This window comes from Paenibacillus sp. P2(2022) (genome assembly GCF_029522175.1).
GTDB lineage: Bacteria > Bacillota > Bacilli > Paenibacillales > Paenibacillaceae > Paenibacillus > Paenibacillus polymyxa.
Genome location: NZ_JAKWFI010000004.1, coordinates 443,340 through 463,145 on the forward strand (window position 1 = coordinate 443,340; position 19,806 = coordinate 463,145).

Consider the following 19,806-nt stretch of genomic DNA (forward strand, 5'->3'; position numbering starts at 1 on the left):
TTGCTGATGTGCTCTATACTATTGAATGACACGGTTGATGAACGTATAATGTATTTAGTGCTTTGAAGCGTTACATCTCAACATTACTGGTGAGAAAAGAGTGGTTATGTGCAAAACAATAGTGAGATTCCATTAAAAGAACAAAATATTGTGCTCATCGGCTTTATGGGCGTGGGCAAAACAACGATCGGTTCCCATCTAGCGCGCAAGCTGTATCGCGATTTCGTGGATATTGATCAGGAGATTGAACAAGAGTACAACATGCCTACAACAGAAATTTTCAAAACTTACGGAGAGAAGCGTTTCCGTGAGATTGAAAAAGAGCATATTTTGAAGTTGTGCAGCAATACGCGTCTTAAAATCATTTCTGTTGGCGGTGGCGCGTTTCTACAGGAAGAGGTGAAGCAGGCTTGTTTGGCTTCCTCCATTGTGTTCTTCTTGGATTTAAATTGGGATTCCTGGAAAGATCGGCTCAAGATGCTGATTGACACCCGCCCTAATCTGCAAAACAAGACGCTAGAGGAAATTGAAGATCTTTTCCGTTCCAGACAGGACATTTACGCGGTGAATCACTCCAAGATCGATACCGATCAGTTGGATGCGGAAGAAGTCGCAGACTATATTATTCAAACACTGAATCTGGGTTGGGAATTGTATGAACCTACTCGGGGATTGAATTAAGCATTACAAAAAGGAGGACCCCAGCATGCTTATCGCATGGGGTCCTCCTTTTGTGTTCACTATGAATTCCTTGCTCGCTAGTGGGTAGTAATTGCATCTCTTAAGAGTGGCTATGCAGCACCTGCAATATTTCTCTCAGTTCAGTGACAGGAATCTGTCCCGGTGCAGAAGCCTTCTTGGCAGCACCAAAAGTCAACGCTGAACCAAATAGCTCTCCGGTCAGACGGCTCACGACACCTTTTCCCGCCATCGACATCGTGATAATCGGACGATCCGCATACTCTTCTGCCATGGTGCGTGTGGCGTCCAACAAGGTTAGGACGTCGGCTGTATTGGTTGGCATCACCGCTATTTTAGGCAGATCGCCGCCCAATTCCTGTGCCTTACGCAACCGGGACACAATTTCCTCCTTCGACGGCGTCTTTTGAAAATCGTGGTTAGAAATAATCACATACACATTATGCTTATGTGCAGCTTCTATCAGCATCTTCACATCAGCTTCCTCATTAAAAAGCTCTACATCAATCATATCTACTTGTCCCGTTTCGGCTATTGTACGATTCAATTCTACATAGCTTGCCGCACTGATTTCCTTTTCTCCACCTTCTCGGGCGCTACGGAACGTAAATACGAGTGGAATATTGGCTAAAATAGACCGAATCTCATGTAAGGCAGCCTTTACCTTTTCCAGCTCCTCCACATGCTCGAAAAAATCGACTCTCCACTCTACGATATCCAGGTCGAGTGTACGTAAATGGGCAGCCTCTTCCTTCAACTGCTCCAACGTTTCTCCCACCATGGGGACACATATTTTAGGCGCTCCTTCACCGATCCGTACATCTTTTACCTTTACGATTTTTGCCATATCTATCTCACTCCCCAATTACAGTTTCAAGTCGAACATTCACAATAATTCATAGTATAACGCATTCTGAATAAGCATGCAGATGATTAGGTTCAGTCGCTAGTTATTTCGTATCCAGTACAATTTGAGGAGACAATTCTCGTTTTGCAGGAAAAACGACACTGTAACGAAAGTTAACAAACACCGCCAGTCCGATCCCGAGCACATTCACGATAATAGCCAGCATAAACACACTGGAAATCTGAGAATGCTTCAAAAGAAAGCCTGTAAACACGGGGATGAGCGTATAGGATAGCGAAGTTGCGGTATAAATAAACCCGGTAATCTGTCCTTTTCGTTGACTAAAAAATTCACTCATTACGGTTAACGTCAGCTGAAGTACACCCGATATGGAAAACCCGATGACACTCGCACAGATAATGGCGGCAGCCCCTGATTTGAAAAGAAGAAGCGCTCCAAAAGCCAACAAGGAAATACAAGGATAAATAAGGATGATATGAACAGGTTTAACCCATTTTCTCAACACAATGACCAATACAAACACGGAAACCAGCGAACCCATATTGTAATAAACTAATAGTCTGAGAGACTCTGATTCCGTCATGCCGATAAACTGTTGTCCAAACGTAGGCAGCCATAACTGCACAATATACAGCAAAGTAGGCCCCGTAAATCCAAGCAGAATAAGACATACACCTTCCTGCCAAAACCGCGGTTTACTCGCATCATCTGCCTTTAAATTTCCTGTCTGCTCGGCACTAGATACAGTAGTACCGCCACTTTGCTCCTTGGTGGGCTGTACCCGCATGTCTGGAAACTTCATTCTGAACAAGTAGACCGCATTTAATGCAAATATCAATGCTGGTATAAAGAAAGAGAACCCGTAAAAAATATCGTGATTCATAAAAAAGATAATCATTAGCGGTAAAAATGCCGCCCCAATGGATATAAAACCTCTCACCAACACTGTAGCCGAACCAGAGGATTGGGGGAAAGCCTCGATCAGAGCCGGATAAGTACCTGAATCAAGAAAAGAATTCGCTACACCTGCCAGCACAGCCAGTACCATCGCCATCTCAAAGGTGGGACTCAGTGGTATACCGACCAAAAATACGGCCATCAGCAGCCCTGCGGCCACAATGAACGGTTTGCGACCATAGCGGTCGGAGAGCACGCCGGATATGTACAGCGTAAACAGTCTGCCAAATCCCATCGCGGAAACCAAAAGGCTAATGCCCGCCTGATCTGTATGCAAATGCTCTGTTAAAAAGGACATGTGCGACGCCAGCATAATATTAAACATGCCGAACAAAAGATAGTTCACATACAGAGCTGTCGCCACGGGAGTAGAAGAACGTTTCATCATGAAATCACCTGCTTTTGTAAGTAAGTCTTGTAGTATCAAAACGTGAATCATTTCACATTGCTTGTGTCGATGATGAAGTATAGAACACAATTTAAAATTTATCAAGTTTAAATATTGCGAGACTCCAGCTTAGACACGCTGATGCGTTTTCAGATAAAACTCCTTGCCATAACTTAGGGCAAAGTTCCGAAACTCTACTACTGCCGGGGATAAATATCTATTTTTAATGCTGGCTAGGTAGATAAAACGTTCGTATTCTGGATTTACAATAGGCAATGTTTTGACGTTAAAATAATCTAACGATGAAATGCGGGGCATAACTCCGATCCCGTAATTAATAGACACCAGCCCAGCCATTGCCGTATCTTCTTCAATCTCGCAAATAATCTGTGGCGTAACGCCTGCCTTGGCGAACAAATTTTCAATAATGGGCCGAACCCCACTCTTTTTGTTGAAGAAGATCACCGGGTAATCCGCTGTATCTTTGAGGTCAATTTGGTCCAGAGAAGCCAGCGGATGATCAGGAGAAACAATAACCACCAATTCCTGCTGAGCCAGCGGAATAAACTCTACATCTGGTTCATTTTCCACGTGAGAGCAGAACGCCACGTCATAGTGTTCCTGCTTCAGGCCTTGAATAATATCGTTCGTATTCCCTTGGTGAAACGAAAAGGAAATGTCTTTACGGGCATCCAGAGCTGAAAAGGCTTGGATTATCACTGGAATGAAGTGTGAACCTAACGTGTAAATGAACGCCAAATCTATATTCCCATGGCTTGGACTCACTAATTCCCGTAAGTTATACTCCCCCTTTTCCAATTCATCCATCGCGTGCTCCACATACTTCAGAAAAAATCGCCCGTATTTGTTTAGCCGAATATTCCTCCCCTGCTTTTCAAACAGATGAACGCCCAAATCCTTTTCTAATTCTGAAATCGCATGACTTAAACTGGGTTGAGTGATACATAGCCGCGCAGCTGCCTGGGTAAAATGCTCCATCTCTGCAAGTACACGAAAATATTGTAAGTGCTTCAGATTCATAAGGATGTACGCTCCCTCTTTAATTCATATTTTAAATTATAGATTCAAACTATGAAAAACGATAAAAATATGCATTGGATTTATAATAACACCCCTTATATAATTAAGACATAGACATTATGTGAATATTTTCACTTGTTTGTGGGCGCACTTTAATAGACCTGGACGATGCCTATCTAGGCCATTGATCTAAAATTTAAGTTGGGAGTTACACTTATGAAAAATCCTTATATCAGAATGGCAACAGGGCTTTATATCAACTATTTTCTTCTGGGTATGATTAATGTTATTCTCTCGTCGAATATGAGCTTTCTGACCGTGCAATTGAACACGGATAAAGCAGCCATCGGCTATCTGGTGTCAGCGATTGGAATCGGTAAACTGCTTGCTCTCGGAGTAGCCGGAAAAATGTCAGATAAATACGGAAGGAAACCACTCATTGTTATTGCATCATTTGCTTATTTAATCTTCCTGATCGGCATTCCGCTTGCACCTAACTACACGTTGGCATTCGTGTTTGCCATTATCGCAGGGCTCTGCAACTCTATGATGGATGCGGGGACTTATCCAGCACTCATTGAAGGGTTCGGAAAAAAAGCCGGGTCTGCAACCGTCCTGGTCAAAGCATCCATCTCGATCGGTGCCATTGTTATTCCGTTCATGATTGCATTTTTTATTAACCACGATATGTTCTATGGATATTCCTTCTTTATTCCTGCGGGAATTTATCTGCTGAACGGGATCTTCTTGTCGATGACCGGTTTCCCCAACCACAAAGCAGAGGAACAAAAGGCTCCAACCGAGACTGGTCAATCAACGGATTCGTTCCACAGCGAGCCCAAGTTTTGGCAAGAAGGTTTGTCTCTGATTATTATCGGTTTTACTTCCACTGTATTGTTCATGATCGTGCAGCTATGGCTTCCTACCTTTGGACAAGAGGCTCTGGGCATGGACAAAGCCAGCGCCATTAAGCTGCTTAGCTACTACAGTATAGGTTCACTAGTTTCCGTTATTTTGTTGGCTGTGGTACTTGGTAGATTCATTAAGCCCATTACCGTCATGATTGTGTACCCGCTTATTGCCCTGCTTTCTTTGCTGGCTTTAATTGTATGGCACAATCCTGTCGCTACTTTGATCAGTTCATTCTTAATCGGCTTGTCCACCGCAGGCATATTCCAAATTGCCCTCACGGTTATGACGGAATTTTTCCGCAAGAACAAAGGAACTACGACTTCTCTCGTGAACATAGCAGCCAGCCTATCGTTCATCCTGATGCCTTTGGCTACCGGGAGCATGTCCAAAAGTCTGGGAATTACCTCGGTATTCATTCTGGATATTGCGATTGCCGTAGTCAGTATTTTGCTGGCCGTGTTTGTTGCTTATCGATATAAAAAAGTGTTTCATTAAACTACACAGATCACTTGGAGGCTTATTATGAAAAATGCTGGACGTATTGACGGAAGAACACAATTAATCGGACTGCTTGCTACACCGATCGGACATTCTTTGTCCCCGGCTATGCATAATCTTGCGTTTGAAAAACTGGGGCTGAACAACGCATATATGGCCTTTGAAGTAGGCAATGAACAACTCGAAGAAGTAGTACGGGGAATGCGCGCTCTAAACATACGCGGCTACAACGTGTCCATGCCTAACAAAACAGCGATCTTACAGTACCTTGACGAGCTGGACGACAGCGCTAAATTTACAGGTGCCGTCAATACCGTCGTGAATACGGATGGTAAGCTGAAAGGCTACAGTACAGATGGATCTGGTTATGTTCGTAACTTGCAAGAGCACGGCATTGATCTGAAAGGTAAGAAAATGACACTCGTCGGTTCAGGCGGTGCTGCAACGCCGATTGCTATTGAAGCCGCTCGGGCTGGTCTCGCTGAAATTTCAATTTTCGCTCGTAATGACCAGTTCTTTGCCCGGGCGGAAGAGAATGTTCGTATTATTAATGAAGAGATGAAACATACCCAAGTCAAAGCGAATATCTATGCATTAGGGAATCAAGAGAAGCTACGTGAAGAGATTCTTACAAGTCATATTTTCGCTAACGGTACAGGTGTGGGTATGAAACCGCTGGAAGGTAAAAGTGTCATTGAAGATGTGTCCATGCTTCGTTCCGATCTGATCGTGACCGATGTTGTATACAGCCCAGCCAAATCCAAGCTGATGGAACAAGCTGAGTCTGTAGGTGCAACCGCCATTAACGGTCTGGGCATGATGCTGTGGCAGGGCGCACTTGCCTTCGAATTATGGACAGGACAAGAAATGCCTGTCGCTTATATTAAAGAACAGCTTTTTGCTGATCAACTGTAAGATTGAGAGGCACTACATAACTCAGAAGGACTACGCCCGACGAATGATCATTCCTGTCGGGTATAGTCCCTTTTTATTGTTAAATCATTTCATTAATCCTTATAAGGGTCAAACTCATTGGCCCCAGCCATGCATACCCCGATCGGCTTCAGCACATGCATAACTTCCACGGTCTCGGAATGAGCGTCCAGCACCTCACGCAGTTTGCGGTAGACGAACGGACTCTCATCAGTACCTGCTCCACGCAGCTCGACACCGTAGTTTCGAACGGCCTCCTTCATCTGTAGGTCCGTAATCTGCCCACCGCTACGCGTACGGGTTTTCCAATTCATTTTACCAGCTGCCTGGGTACGACTCATAATACGCCCTGCGCCATGAACTGTACTATAGTAGGAATCCCGATTTTCTACCGAATCTTTTCCACGTACAATCACCGAGATATCGCCCATGCTTCCTCCAATAAAGCCCATTTGACCAGGGGCCGAGGGGGTTGCACCTTTGCGGACCACAATGGTGTCGCGTCCATCATGCTGTTCTTTCCACGCGTAATTATGGTGGTTATGCACCGTAAAGTCCGCTTCAGTCCCCATAATACCAAGCACTTGTTCTATCACATAGTCACGTCCGGCATAAGCATAACGTCCGGCAAGGCGCATCGCACGGTAGTACATGTCCCCCAGCTCACTGTTCATATCCAGCAGCACAGGCGGCTGATCCATATGTTCTCCTGGCGCCTTTCCGAGGAACTCCCGTCCTGCGGCCAAATTTAGAAACCCGCTTGCTGTTTTGTGTCCAAAGCCCCGGCTACCGAAATGATTGGCAACCCAGACCTGTCCTGTCGCTTCCTCCACAAATACATCAACAAAATGATTACCACTTCCTACTGTACCCAGTTGTTCTCTCGCCAAGGACTTCAGTTTGTCATGCTCTTGCTTCCCAATCGCTGCATATACCGCCCAATCCGGGTCATCGAACAGCTCATGGTCTACCTGAACCTCATTCACACGACCTACGCCAAACGAAATCTGACGTGCAATCTCATTCATCACGGTTGAAATACGCGGCATAATATCTGCTGCAGACAGCTTGGTTCTTACCGCCTTATTTCCACAGCCGATATCATACCCCACACCTGAAGGTGAAATTTGTCCGTCATATACCACCACACCACCAATCGGCTGACTGTAGCCTTTATGATGATCCGCCATCAGCAGCGCCTGAATCACATTGCCATTTTCGGCACATGTGCGGGCTTGAGATAGTGCCCCCGGATCAGGTGCTCCCCATACGCGTACTCCATTCATTTCTTGATAAGCCATCGTTGTATCCTCCCTTATTTTGCAAAAAAATTATCTATGTAAAATTGAATACTCTACTTTTAAACTTTGGACTGTTAATAGCATTATGTACGATGTACCCGCTTCCGAACAGGGCGTAAGTATTACAAGCACCACTTCAGACGTCTCTCTATAAGAAAGTCCCGGCCCTATAAGGAAATGAAAAAGGATATCCTTGCAGCCAAACAGACTGTAGGATATCCTTGTATGATCATTTAGAGATCATTTAGAGATCATTTGGAAACCATTGAATCAAAATATACTAATATTTTTTGATAATTCCGAACTGATCCACAATAAAAGGTTTGGCATCATTTTTGTTTTGATCAATTTCATACGTTACGGCTGTAAGTTTATTTTCGTCTACGGTGATGCCCACAAAATTTTGTACCTGTCCTCGTACAGGTCTACGATTGTCACTCGGATCTGGGCCATAGACTGCCGCATGATTCTCTTCAGCTAGTTCAAAGAGATTATAGTACTTATCTCCAAGTTTTTCGCTTGGGTTTTTGTAGTAGACCTTGGGGCCAGCGGTTGCCGGGATGACATAGATACTTCCATCCGGATTCACACTATATTCAATCGTCTTTTCATTTAATCTATCTTTTAATTTGGTTGGCGTTGTTGCTTTACCCTCTTGGTTGATTGGTTTCGTCCGAGCATAAATATGATCATGCCCCTGCACGACAAAGTCGATATCAAGTTTGTCCATGAGTGGAGCGATTTGGTTACGAACTCCATTGTTATCCATGATGTCAGCATCTGTTGCATGGTTAGAGGTAGTGTAAGGACCTTTATGAATATTCACAATGATCCACTTTGCACCTGCCTTTTTGGCTGCCGCAGCATCTTTCTTTAACCATTCAACTTGGTCTTCCGAAAAATTGGCGTATTTCTCTGAGTCCTCATTGGAGTTCAGGACGATAAAGTGAGCATTGCTGTAATCAAAGGAGTAGTACGCTCCTGTTTTAGTAGCTGAACCAGCTGGTTGGTTAATATTAAAGTGATCATAAAAAGCGTAGTTCTCATCCTCATGATTACCTGCTGAGGGAACAATGGTTGTATTCAAAAGGCTTTTTTGTGAATGCCCCAACAACCAGTTCCACTGTTCTTCTTTGGTACCGGTATCTACGATATCCCCGTTGTGGACTACAAACTGAGCATTATTTACGGTTTGAAGTGCTTTTTCGAGCGTCTGTGAAGACAATATGGCTTCATCTTCGCTTTTTGCTTGTGTATCAGCTAGATCAATGAAGGTAAATTCACCACTCTTAGGAGCTGTTTGGAACGTACCTGTTTCGCTCCATATCCCACGCGCTGCATCACCCACACGATAATAATAAGCTGTGTCCGCTTGAAGACCTGTTGCTACGGCTTTATGGACAAGTTCTTCTGGAGAATTGGTTGATGGAGCGGAAGTACCTTCAAATGTAAGAGCACTCGTAAAATCAGCTTCAGAAGCGGTTTTCTTGGTTACTTGAACCGTGCTCTTCGTGAAAAGTTTTGAAGTATACCAGGTAAATCCTTTGGAGGCTTTGGTGTCTCCATAAAATGTAGCTGTAACTTTACTAATACCTTGATCTGTGTTCACTGGTGACTCAGCATGAACAGGCAAAGCTGACATGCCAGTAATCAAACCTAGTGCAAGAGCAACAGACATAGATGTTGCTGACCATTTTTGAAACTTCTTAAACATGTGTACACTCCTCTGTGCAGTTAATATGTAAAAGTTATAAACATGATCATAACAATCAATTGTTAATACGTTGTCTTTGGAAATATAGTACTTTGTAAAAAATGAGAATAGGTATATAAACTAAAAAAGGCCCCGGATGTTTGCAAAATTTGCTAAACCGGGAGCCCTTATTCCTGTTCTAGGTGCTATTTACATATAGTATTAGACTCACCCCATATAAGAAACAGTGGCGAGTCTTCGAAAATCATTAAGGTTTTATTAAATCACTAGCCAACTAATGCGCAGAAGTATTTTTCAAATCCGCTTCATAACGAAGGCCAAATTGTTGTCTTGCCTCCTCCATCACTTCAGCGACTGCCAGTGAACACTCCAAAGAGTTAATAGAACTGTTGCGTTCCCCACTCTTGATCAGATCCATAAATTCCCGAATTTCATAATACATGGGCTCACGCGTCTGAGCCTTGGTCAAATCCTCAATCGTGCCGTCCCGATAATGAATTTTCACCTCATAGGGCTGGCTGATTTTGTCGATTACCATCGTTCCATACTCACCCTGAATTTCGGCAGGCAAATAGGAATCTGTAATTTTGGAATGCATGACGATCGCATCCATATCCGGATACTTCATCACGATGCTGCCCTCGCCGTCCACACCAGAGGATAACAGCACACCCACCGCTCGGATCTCATCCGGTTTGCCGAACAATGCCACCATCGGATACAAACAATACACTCCCAGATCCATCAAGGAACCATTTGAAAAAGCCGGATTAAAGGCATTCAGCACCTTACCCTGCTTAAAAGCATCAAAGCGTGAAGAGTATTGACAGTAACTTGCAAAATAACGCCGAACCCGGCCTATTTTATACATATGATCCTTTATAATTTTAAAGTTGGGCATAAGCGTGGATTTAACAGCCTCCATCAACAGAACATCGTTGTTGCGCGCGGCTTCGATCATGCTCTGCACCTCTGCTGCATTAGAAGCAAAAGGCTTCTCACACAGCACATGCTTTCCATGGTTCATACATAAGATCGCTTGCTCTGCATGTAAGGAATTAGGACTGGCAATGTATACGGCATCCACCTGATCACTTGCAGCCATTTGCGCCAGATCTGTAAAAACCTCCGGCTGGCTGCTATATTTATCAGCAAAGGCTTGGCCTTTCTCCTCTGTTCGTGAGTACACCGCGGTCAGGGAAAATTCGTCTGTCTCTATCGCAGCTTGAATAAATCTTTCCGTTATCCAGTTCGTTCCAACGATACCAAAACGCATCACAGTATCCCATCCTTTCCCGTGAGTCATTACAATTAATATATGTTCCTATTCTCGCATTCCAGCCAAGACTTGTCCACTATACTGCCTGTCATCCCTCATACTTCCACATATTAAAAAAGACTGCGGTCTATCAGCTTAATTTATACTGATTGTACCACAGTCCTTGTATGCTTTTTGGGGTTATATCTCTACTTTGTGGAGATTACCTTGCCCACTTCTGTCAAAATGGCATCCATGGAGGCAGGGTCGTGTACATCGTACTCATCAATGTTTAGACGCAGTACAGGACAGGCATCAAATTCGTTGATCCAATTGGAATATCTGCGATGCATTTGCTCCCAATAGGATCGCTCGGTCTGGATTTCCATTTCGCGGCCGCGTTCTTCGATCCGACTCAGTATGGAGGGCAAGCTGCCTTCCAGATAGATCAGCACATCAGGGTGCGGAAAGAACGGGGTCATGACCATCGCCTCAAACAGGCTAGTATATGTTTCATAATCGGTAGGGTTCATTGTTCCCTGATCAGCATGCATTTTCGCAAAAATACCCGTATCCTCATAAATGGAACGATCCTGCACAAAACCTCCACCAGACAAGAAAATGTTCTTTTGCTCCTTGAAGCGTTCCGCGAGAAAATAGATTTGCAGATGAAAGCTCCATCGTTCGAAGTCGTGATAAAACTTCTCCAGATACGGATTATGATCGACTTGCTCTAACGAGGTTTTAAAACCAAGACGACTGGCCAAAGCACCTGTTAACGTGGATTTACCTACACCTACCGTACCCGCTACCGTAATCAGGGCATTTGCAGGAATGTTGTAATTATTCACTATATAAGCTCCTTTACATCGGAAACAATTTGTTCAAATTGTGCCTGGTTTTCTACAAAATCAATTTCATTCCCGTTCACGGTTAATATACGTGGAGCAGGTGACTGTTCGGCGAGAAACTGAATGCCTTTATCATAATCCGTAATCAATTGCTCCAGATAGGCAGGGTCCATCTCCTGTTCAAAGGAGCGTCCGCGCTTACGGATTCTGCTCAGCAACGTATCCAAATCTGCTCTAATATAAACGATAATGTCCGGCTTAGGCATATCGTCGGTGAGCAAATGATAGATTTGGCGATATTTTTCGAGTTTTACACCTTTAAGTGTACGTTCAGCAAAAATTAGATTTTTATAGATATGGTAATCTGAAATCACAGGCTGAGCTTTCTCGATATATTGCAGGCCAGTATCCTCTAGCTGCTTATACCGATTGCAGAGAAAGAACATTTCCAGCTGAAAGCTCCACTCATCTATATTTTGATAGAATTTATCGAGAAACGGGTTTTCCTCGACAATCTCTTTGATCATCGGCAAATGTAGCTCGGTTGAAAGCATCGAAGCCAACGTCGTCTTGCCGGCTCCAATCGGCCCTTCAACGGCTATAAACGGGGCTTGTTTCATGCGGTTCTGCTCCTCCTTGTACTCCGGGTCCATCCTGTGGACAACTATCCTATTGTATCACAAGGAAGTACGCTAGAGGCATAGCAAATCTATGGATAAAACAAAAAAACAGAGCAGCTATGTTTGGATTCATAACGTCCCTGTCCTGCTTAATATTTTTGTCTGTCTCTCATTTAAACCAACCTTTTTCATTAAAACGTGTAATGGCCTCAATCCGATTGCTGACACCCAGCTTATCGAGAATGACTGAAATATAATTCCGCACTGTCCCTGTTGTTAAATACAGTTCACCAGCAATTTCTTTGGTGTTCTTTCCGTCAGCAATAAGCGCCAAAACGGTCTTTTCACGCTCAGTCAGCGGGTTGACCTCGGCGTAAGCATCATCAACCAGTTCTGGAGCGTAAATACGCCGACCTGCCATAATACTGCGAATGGAGGAAGCCAGTTCTTCACTGGGACTATCCTTGAGTAAATAACCGTGTGTGCCCGCCTTAATCGCTCGTTCAAAATACCCAGGGCGAGCAAACGTTGTTAAAATAAGCACCTTGCAATTCAAGCCTTTGAGTTCCTCTGCCGCATCCAATCCGCTCTTGATCGGCATTTCGATGTCCATAATGCATATGTCTGGCTGATGCAGCTTCACCAGTTCTATAGCTTCTTCCCCGTTGCTTGCTTTTCCGACTACTTTCATGTCTTCTTCCAAGTCCAACAGGGAGGCTAGAGCACCCAGCAGCATACGCTGGTCTTCTGCGATGACGATTCGAATCATGGCCCCACCTCCTCATTCGGCTTTTCAGTGATGTTAGGCACTTTAATGACCAGGGTCGTTCCCTGATCTGAACGCAGTTCCATACATCCGTTCACGAATTCGAGCCTTTCCTTCATGCCTTGCAGACCATGTCCCCGAAAGACTGCATTTTCTCCCATAATACCAACTCCATTATCCTGAATCCGCAGGGTCAATTCCTTACGAGACGGCTCAATGGTGATGGAGCAAGCGGTAGCTCCACTGTGTTTCACTACATTGGTTACGGCTTCCTTCATACACATACTCAGCACATTTTCATTCATTAATGACGTATGCTCCAGCTTCGGGTCGCCCTCCAAGGTCAGTTCGATGTGAGCAGCCTTTAAAATTTGCCGAATACGCAGCAGTTCATCCTCTAGTCTCATGCCGCGCATTTGAGTAACCATTTCTCGTACTTCTTTTAACGCACTTCTCGCCGTAAGACGAACATCGTTAATTTCGGCATGAGCCCGTTCCGGGTACTGGTCCAGCAGCTTGCCCGCCAAATCGCTCTTCAGTCCAATGAGTGACAGCTTCTGACCCAAGGTATCGTGCAGGTCACGCGCGATTCTTTGCCGTTCCTCCAACTTAATCAATTCCGATATTTTTTTATTGGCATCCTCCAATTGGACCTGAAGCCGATCACTTTTGTTGCGATTAAAGTTCGTAATCGGCAGGAGAATCACACCAATCAGATTGAGCAGGATAAAAGGAATCTGCTTAATAAAAACGGGATTCTGTGAAACAAACCCATAATTAATTAATCCAATCGTAATCACCATTAAAATAATATACAGCGTCGTAAATGCAGCCTTACTTTTCATATTACCAATCAGATAAGCGATAAATATGGAAAAGTACATATAGCTAAATAGCAGCGTCATCGTAATCGATATAGCAATCTGCACACTGGTCCAAAAGTATATGAGCCAGCCTTGAGAGACAAAAGCCAGTACATAACAAGCAAAAAACACCAAAATAATAGCAGTTCCCAGAATAATATGACTTGTAGATGAAGAGCTAAAATAATAAAAGGGCAGGATATAAAAGACAACCCACACATAAGGGCTAAGTCCCGTATTTCTTTGGAAAATCTGATACCACTTTTGCATCCTGCCACCCTTTTCTACTTTAGATACACCTTATTTTATCATACCAAATTCCATACAACGTTATTTTCGTTCCGTGCCTACAACAGGCGTAGGGATGGGTTTTGAAGTGCCAACACGTTTGCTAAGCAGCGGCTTTACTTGTTTAAAGGTCAGAAAGGTCTTGGTACTTTCATCCCATAGTCGGAACTTCAAAGATTCCAGACTGCTACTCACCGTAATCGTGGTCGCCTTTTGCAGCAACGGTGTCGCTTCATGTGCTTTTTCCAAATTGTAATTTGGTACTTTCGGGCTCAAGTGGTGAACATGATGAAAACCAATATTACCTGTAATCCATTGCAATACTTTAGGAAGCTTGTAGTAAGAACTGCCCTCGACGGCCGCATTAATATAACTCCACTCTTCATCATGCTCAAAATACGAATCCTCAAACTGGTGTTGCACATAGAACAGCCAGATTCCCAACATACCAGAGACAAAAAAGATAGGCGTCTGTACCAGAAGGAATGCCTGCCAACCAATAGCCCAGCACAACAGTGCATACAATGCAACAATGGATATATTCGTCACATAGGTGTTTATCTTTTCCTTACGTTTGGCTGTCTTGACATTAAACCGATAGGAAATCAAAAAAGTATAGATTGGACCTAGGCCGAACATAACCCAAGGATTTCGATATATACGATAGGCCAGCCGTGTCCATGTGGAAGCTGCTGTGTACTCTTCTACCGTGAGCACCCACATATCACCCGTGCCTCTTTTATCCAGATTACTGCTGGTTGCATGGTGGATCGCGTGACTATTTTTCCATTGGTGATAAGGGCAGAGCGTAATAATACCTGTAATCGTTCCCACAATATCGTTCAGCTTGCGACTTTTGAAAAAAGATTGATGACCACAATCGTGAAAAATAATAAACGTCCGTACCACAAACCCTGCCGCAATAATGGTAATGGGAAGCGTCAGCCAGTAAGAAACCGCTAGGCTAAGATAAGCGGCATACCACAATAGGATCAGCGGTCCCAAGGTATTGAACAGTTGCAGAACGCTGGATTTCGTGTTTATTTTCTCGTAGGGAGCCATATTTTTTTTCAATTGAGCTAACGGGAGTTGTGTCATACCCATTATGATCCTCCTTTAAAATGCAGCCCATACCTTAATCCTGTCAGGCGTACATGTTGATCTAAGCTCAGTATAAGGAGACCGCTGTATCTGCTGTAGTCATAAACGTCAGTTCGGGTATATGACATTTGTCATATAGACAACTAACCAAACCTGTTTGGCAAATGTTCACGGGTTTCTTTTCTGCTGTTATTTTGTTAAAATATAAGATATATAACGCTGTATGTGACTGGCGAAGTCAGTGGAATGAACCACGAGGGAGCATACAATCAAGCGTACCGTTCGCCTGGGAGAAGTATTTGCAGAGGATTCGTCTGTCTTGACGACCTTGTGCAAATACTTTTTTTCGTTTTCGAAGACCATGACACCCTGTTGATTCCATTATGCGATAAATTCAGAGGAGGCTCGGACTATGGCTATTATCATGAAATCCAAAGAAGCAGCTGAGCAAGTGTATGCAACGATCCGTTCCCAAGTAGAGCAAATGAAACAGCAAGGACACCGTCCCCATCTGGCAACCCTGTTGATAGAGGGTGATCCGGCATCTGCATACTATGCACGGACCAAGCAAAAAATAGCAGAGAAGCTGGGCATCTCATTTCATCTCCATACTTTTAATCGTCATGTAAGCGAAGCCGAACTTCTGCACGTGATCGGTACCCTAAATGATGCATCCCATGTACATGGCATTATGCTGGAACTCCCGCTTCCGCAACATCTTTCTGCCTCCGTTATTAAACAATCCATCGCCCCCTACAAGGATATTGATGGAATTACGCCTGATAACAAGCTGGCTACCGTTACGGGTGACGCAGGGCTATACCCCGCTACACCTCAAGCCTGTATTGAACTGCTCAAGCATTACGGCCACTCCTTGGCAGGCAAAAATGTCACGCTCGTCGGCATCGGACAGACGGTGGGACTTCCCCTTTTCCACATGCTGCAAAGAGAAAATGCCACCGTCACCGCCTGTCATGCAGGTACGCGTGATATTGCAGAGCATCTGAGCCATGCAGACATTGCCTTCGTCGCAGTCGGATGTCCTGATGTGATTACGCAGGATATGGTTCATCCAGGTCTGATTCTCGTGGATGCAGGAATTAATGAGACGCTGGAGGGTAAAATTGTGGGGGACGCTGCTCAGGACGTTGTAGAAAAGGTACATGCCATTTCTCCCGTTCCCGGCGGTGTAGGCACCTTAACGACCGCAATTTTGTACAAAAACTTGCTCAAAGCGATACATCTGCAACATTACTCCAGAGAGGTGGTTTATTCATGAGTGAACTGTCGTGGAACCAGTCCATCGGACATTTTCTGAAAGAAGCTGCAAGTGCAGCGCCTACCCCTGGTGGAGGAAGTGTATCCGCGCTGGCTGCGGCACTAGGCGCAGCGATGACCTCCATGACCGCCAACCTTTCACAAGGAGGAAAATACACGCAATTCAGTGAACAAATGGTGCAAGTCATTAGCAGTATGGAAAGATTGTCTACGCATTGTGAGGAACTGATGGCCGCAGACATCCAATCCTTTGAACAGTACATGACCGCGCTGCGTTTGCCCAAAGAAACAGACGAAGAAAAGCGCTATCGTACCCATTCCTTACAAACAGCTGTGATTGCTGCCATTGAAGTACCTATGCGCCTGCTGGAAGTATGCCGGGACGGACTATCACAAGCCTACAATATTGTGGAAATATCCAATAAAAATGTGATCTCTGATCTGGGCATCGGTGCGATTTTGTTTGAAGCAGCGGCTCAATCCGCCCTGCTCACCATTGATATTAACCTTGCCTCGCTAAAAGACTTGGATGTCAAACAATCCTACGAAGCCAAAACAGCCACACTCCTCCGTGAAATCGGACAAATTAAAGAGCAAACCTTGTTGACCGTACGCAGTCGAATCGCAAGTAGTTAGCTCATACTACGCACTAGCTGTGCTAACCCATATATTCTACCTACTTGCTAACAGAAATAACCTCCAAATCCATCTCTATTCGTTGGGTTTGGAGGTTATTTTATTGCAATTCATTATATTTGGAAAACTTTTCTATACTTTCTTCGTCTATGGATTAGGGATATTCTTTAAGATTACTTTTTCTCTTATACACATTGATCAAGAAATGAGGAAAATCGTATGAAAAGACGTGGTCTATTACTCAGTATAATTACGTTATTACTGATCAGTCCCAGGGTGTGGGCGGCCGGAAATGATTCTACATCGCATATTCGCTCCTATGATTCCGGAAGTCTGATCCAATCCGATGGAAGCTTGTGGCTGTGGGGCTATAATCAATCCGTACCGACTCGTGTAGAGGGTAAGCCAAACGTAATAAAAACATTCTCTAATATCATCAACGAAGGTGATCTGCTATTTACCTTGCAAGACCACTCTGCTTGGTATGTGCCTAGAAACAACATTTCTGAATCTGTGAAGTTTGTTCCTCTGGAAGGACTACAGAACCTCGCTGCTGTAAGTAGTTTGAATGATCATGTACTCGCTCTGACCAACGAAGGCAGCATATTTCTCGCTGATCAACTCGAAGATAAAAATACCTTTAGTCCTTTTCAAATTCTGTCTGGCATCGACGAGGTTGCCGATATAGTCAGTTACTATGAAGAAAGACCGGATTATGAGGAACGCTGGATATTTCTTAAGAAAGACGGCAGTGTATGGAAAAACACAACAGCCTTACAGGGCTTCGAACCTATTTCACCATTAAAAGACATTAAGGCAATTGCTAAAAATATAGCCTTAAAAAAGGATGGTACCGTGTGGACGTGGCCCAAAGAATTTGATAAAAATGCAGCTCCGTCCGAAACGCTAGCCGTATCACAAATTCAAGCCTTATCGGGCATCAAGACAATCAAGGCTAATAGGTATTCCAATCTCGCCATTGATCAGCAAGGTCGGCTATGGTTCTGGGGGGCTACAGTTACAGGTGCCTTAGACAATACGACCTATCACAACACTAATATCCCTGTACTGCTAACAGGAGTAAAGGACGTTAAAGACGCCTTTTTCGTTGAGCGCTCCCTTCTTGCTCTAACCACTGCTGGTAATGTATATGTTGCATCTCTAGATGGCGAAAAATTATCCTCCAATGTCCCTTTTACATTACTTGCTCAAAATATTCAAAGCATCAAGGCAGGCCCACGGCACGTCATCATGCAAAAGGCAAACGACGCACTGTGGGGCTGGGGTGTTAACAAACACGCGCAACTCGGCATAGGCGATTATGAATTTCTTTATAATACGCCAGTTCCTGTACAAAAGCCGATTCTCGTCCGTCTCAACAGTACACCTGTCCCTCTAAGCAACGGTGTGATTACCCGCAATGGGCAGGCGTTTATTCCCTTGCGTTCTGTTTTTAACCAACTGGGGGCCGACATCACTTATGATTTCAACAGCAAAATAGCGAAAATGAATCAGTCCAAGGCGGGAGACCATCCCGTCTCTCTAGAAATTAATTTTAAAACCAGCCAAACAAAAGTGAACGGTAAATCTGTAGAACTCACTAATCCGCCCTTCATGGTGAACGGTATTGGTTATCTTCCACTGAGGCTCATCAGCGAGACACTGGGAGCCAAGGTAGATTGGCTACAAAAAGAAGATACTATCGTAATTACGACGAAATAATATATAAAAGACCAGTCCAAACATGATTTATGTTGGACTGGTCTTTTATTGCTATATACTGCGTGTAGTATGCAGCTTCCTATCTGCCTTCGACATTTCGTTACAACACAAAATCCACCTATTTTTTAGCTTTATTCTCTTTCTCTCTTTCAACCAGCATATCCACAATCATATCAATCTGTCCGGTAATAGCGATCGGATCATAGCGATAGTACGTATCAAAATCATTAAAGAACACTCTATTATTCTTCACCGCAGGCAGATTGCCCCACACAGCGGACGATTTCAGTTGCTTAAGCGCGGTTCCCTTTTTGTCTGGATCATAGGTTGTCAGGAACATGTAATCTGCGTCATACTGCGGCAGTACCTCCATTGAAAGCTGTACGGTTTGTTCCTTGGAATTAGCTGTCTTCTTCGGCATGTTCAGTTTGAGCGCATTGTATACGGCTTGTCCGCCTCGTCCCGCATTGTCACCAAAGATCCAAAGTGCGTTCTTGTCCGTCAGCTCATACAACCCGAAAGTTGCCTTTTCGTCAATAACACCTTTCAGACGAGCGCGGCCTTCAGCAGCCTTTTTGTCAAAGGCGGCAATAAATTGCTCAGCCTTCTCCTTTTCCCCAGTGATATCGCCGAACAGCTTGACCGTATCATAGATATTAGTCGTGGTGCCGAACGGAATGTACAGGGTAGGTGCAATTTTAGACAAAGCTTCATAATTCGTATCCTTCATAACCACGATCAGATCGGGTTTGAGTTCCAGCGTCTTTTCCAAATTGGTAGGATCACCCACCTCTTTGGTTCCTTTTTCCTTTAGCAAATCAGTCAGAAAAGGATTTTGAAACGCAGTCGGCTCCACACCCACCACGTTAGCACCAACAGACAGCAGTTCTCCGCCGTAAAAATCCGTTACAATACGCTGTGGCTTAGCGGGAATCTCAATATCCCCTTTAACCGTTTTAAAGCTTCTCGTCTCTCCAGTAGAAGCCGATTCTTGCTTATCTCCTGAAGTTGAAGCGGTATTACCTTCAGTGTTATTTCCGCCGCATGCGCTGATAAATACAGCCAATACAAGCATCAAAGTAGCCAGCATAAATATCGATTTTTTCCTCAAC

18 protein-coding genes and 1 riboswitch are annotated in these 19,806 nt (G+C 44.2%); of the genes, 6 read left to right on the forward strand and 12 right to left on the reverse strand.

Translation table 11 applies throughout. The annotated features are described in order from the left end of the window. The first annotated feature begins 108 nt into the window (after nucleotides 1-108). The gene (locus MMB75_RS16285) at nucleotides 109-681 is read left to right on the forward strand and encodes a shikimate kinase (protein ID WP_016819867.1); all 573 of its coding nucleotides are present in this window, start codon (nucleotides 109-111) and stop codon (nucleotides 679-681) included. 100 nt (nucleotides 682-781) lie between these two features. On the opposite strand, the gene aroD is transcribed toward MMB75_RS16285, so the two are convergent. The 3 genes from aroD to MMB75_RS16300 all read right to left on the reverse strand — a co-directional run bounded on the left by aroD (nucleotide 782) and on the right by MMB75_RS16300 (nucleotide 3,953). Further along, nucleotides 782-1,546: a type I 3-dehydroquinate dehydratase gene (gene aroD, locus MMB75_RS16290; protein ID WP_017426256.1), complete on the reverse strand. Its 765-nt coding sequence runs from the start codon at nucleotides 1,544-1,546 to the stop codon at nucleotides 782-784. 103 nt (nucleotides 1,547-1,649) lie between these two features. Continuing rightward, nucleotides 1,650-2,912 carry an MFS transporter gene (locus MMB75_RS16295; protein WP_049828246.1) on the reverse strand — a complete coding sequence of 421 codons (1,263 nt, stop codon included), beginning with the start codon at nucleotides 2,910-2,912 and terminating at the stop codon, nucleotides 1,650-1,652. Nucleotides 2,913-3,041: 129 nt separating this feature from the next. Beyond that, nucleotides 3,042-3,953 (reverse strand): LysR family transcriptional regulator, encoded by a 912-nt coding sequence (locus tag MMB75_RS16300; RefSeq protein ID WP_031462939.1) that lies wholly within the window; start codon nucleotides 3,951-3,953, stop codon nucleotides 3,042-3,044. 216 nt (nucleotides 3,954-4,169) lie between these two features. On the opposite strand from MMB75_RS16300, the gene MMB75_RS16305 reads away from it, so the two are divergent. Both MMB75_RS16305 and MMB75_RS16310 read left to right on the forward strand, forming a co-directional pair. Continuing rightward, nucleotides 4,170-5,360: an MFS transporter gene (locus MMB75_RS16305; protein ID WP_016819863.1), complete on the forward strand. Its 1,191-nt coding sequence runs from the start codon at nucleotides 4,170-4,172 to the stop codon at nucleotides 5,358-5,360. A 27-nt stretch (nucleotides 5,361-5,387) separates the two neighbouring features. After that, the gene (locus MMB75_RS16310) at nucleotides 5,388-6,278 is read left to right on the forward strand and encodes a shikimate dehydrogenase (RefSeq protein ID WP_031462938.1); all 891 of its coding nucleotides are present in this window, start codon (nucleotides 5,388-5,390) and stop codon (nucleotides 6,276-6,278) included. 92 nt (nucleotides 6,279-6,370) lie between these two features. On the opposite strand, the gene MMB75_RS16315 is transcribed toward MMB75_RS16310, so the two are convergent. From MMB75_RS16315 to desA, 8 genes are all read right to left on the reverse strand, one after another. Beyond that, complete coding sequence (locus tag MMB75_RS16315) at nucleotides 6,371-7,597, reverse strand: RtcB family protein (RefSeq protein ID WP_016819861.1); 1,227 nt, start codon at nucleotides 7,595-7,597, stop codon at nucleotides 6,371-6,373. A gap of 280 nt (nucleotides 7,598-7,877) precedes the next feature. Further along, nucleotides 7,878-9,311 (reverse strand): purple acid phosphatase family protein, encoded by a 1,434-nt coding sequence (locus MMB75_RS16320; protein ID WP_031462936.1) that lies wholly within the window; start codon nucleotides 9,309-9,311, stop codon nucleotides 7,878-7,880. 274 nt (nucleotides 9,312-9,585) lie between these two features. Beyond that, nucleotides 9,586-10,587: a Gfo/Idh/MocA family protein gene (locus MMB75_RS16325; RefSeq protein ID WP_031462935.1), complete on the reverse strand. Its 1,002-nt coding sequence runs from the start codon at nucleotides 10,585-10,587 to the stop codon at nucleotides 9,586-9,588. Nucleotides 10,588-10,778: 191 nt separating this feature from the next. Continuing rightward, nucleotides 10,779-11,420 carry a deoxynucleoside kinase gene (locus MMB75_RS16330; protein ID WP_017426248.1) on the reverse strand — a complete coding sequence of 214 codons (642 nt, stop codon included), beginning with the start codon at nucleotides 11,418-11,420 and terminating at the stop codon, nucleotides 10,779-10,781. Continuing rightward, a complete protein-coding gene (locus MMB75_RS16335; RefSeq protein ID WP_016819853.1) occupies nucleotides 11,420-12,040 on the reverse strand; it encodes a deoxynucleoside kinase in 621 nt (206 codons plus the stop codon). The genes MMB75_RS16330 and MMB75_RS16335 overlap by 1 nt, the downstream gene beginning before the upstream one ends. A gap of 169 nt (nucleotides 12,041-12,209) precedes the next feature. After that, nucleotides 12,210-12,809, reverse strand: coding sequence for a response regulator transcription factor (locus MMB75_RS16340; protein ID WP_017426246.1), 600 nt, complete (start codon nucleotides 12,807-12,809; stop codon nucleotides 12,210-12,212). Next, complete coding sequence (locus MMB75_RS16345; protein WP_016819851.1) at nucleotides 12,806-13,939, reverse strand: sensor histidine kinase; 1,134 nt, start codon at nucleotides 13,937-13,939, stop codon at nucleotides 12,806-12,808. Before MMB75_RS16345 ends, MMB75_RS16340 begins: the two co-directional genes overlap by 4 nt. A gap of 60 nt (nucleotides 13,940-13,999) precedes the next feature. After that, a complete protein-coding gene (desA, locus tag MMB75_RS16350; protein ID WP_016819850.1) occupies nucleotides 14,000-15,061 on the reverse strand; it encodes a Delta(5) desaturase DesA in 1,062 nt (353 codons plus the stop codon). Between the two features lie 212 nt (nucleotides 15,062-15,273). After that, a riboswitch (ZMP/ZTP riboswitch) is annotated at nucleotides 15,274-15,357 on the forward strand. Nucleotides 15,358-15,470: 113 nt separating this feature from the next. Between desA and MMB75_RS16355 the strand changes: the two genes are divergently transcribed. The 3 genes from MMB75_RS16355 to MMB75_RS16365 all read left to right on the forward strand — a co-directional run bounded on the left by MMB75_RS16355 (nucleotide 15,471) and on the right by MMB75_RS16365 (nucleotide 18,694). After that, nucleotides 15,471-16,337: a bifunctional 5,10-methylenetetrahydrofolate dehydrogenase/5,10-methenyltetrahydrofolate cyclohydrolase gene (locus MMB75_RS16355; RefSeq protein ID WP_031462934.1), complete on the forward strand. Its 867-nt coding sequence runs from the start codon at nucleotides 15,471-15,473 to the stop codon at nucleotides 16,335-16,337. Further along, nucleotides 16,334-16,972 (forward strand): cyclodeaminase/cyclohydrolase family protein, encoded by a 639-nt coding sequence (locus MMB75_RS16360; protein WP_045244178.1) that lies wholly within the window; start codon nucleotides 16,334-16,336, stop codon nucleotides 16,970-16,972. The genes MMB75_RS16355 and MMB75_RS16360 overlap by 4 nt, the downstream gene beginning before the upstream one ends. 219 nt (nucleotides 16,973-17,191) lie before the next feature. After that, a complete protein-coding gene (locus MMB75_RS16365) occupies nucleotides 17,192-18,694 on the forward strand; it encodes a stalk domain-containing protein (protein ID WP_045244179.1) in 1,503 nt (500 codons plus the stop codon). Nucleotides 18,695-18,812: 118 nt separating this feature from the next. Here MMB75_RS16365 and MMB75_RS16370 read toward each other — a convergent pair whose 3' ends face one another. After that, entirely contained in the window at nucleotides 18,813-19,805 is a 993-nt protein-coding gene (locus tag MMB75_RS16370) for an ABC transporter substrate-binding protein (protein WP_080942662.1), read from the reverse strand. Between the last annotated feature and the right edge of the window lies 1 nt (nucleotide 19,806).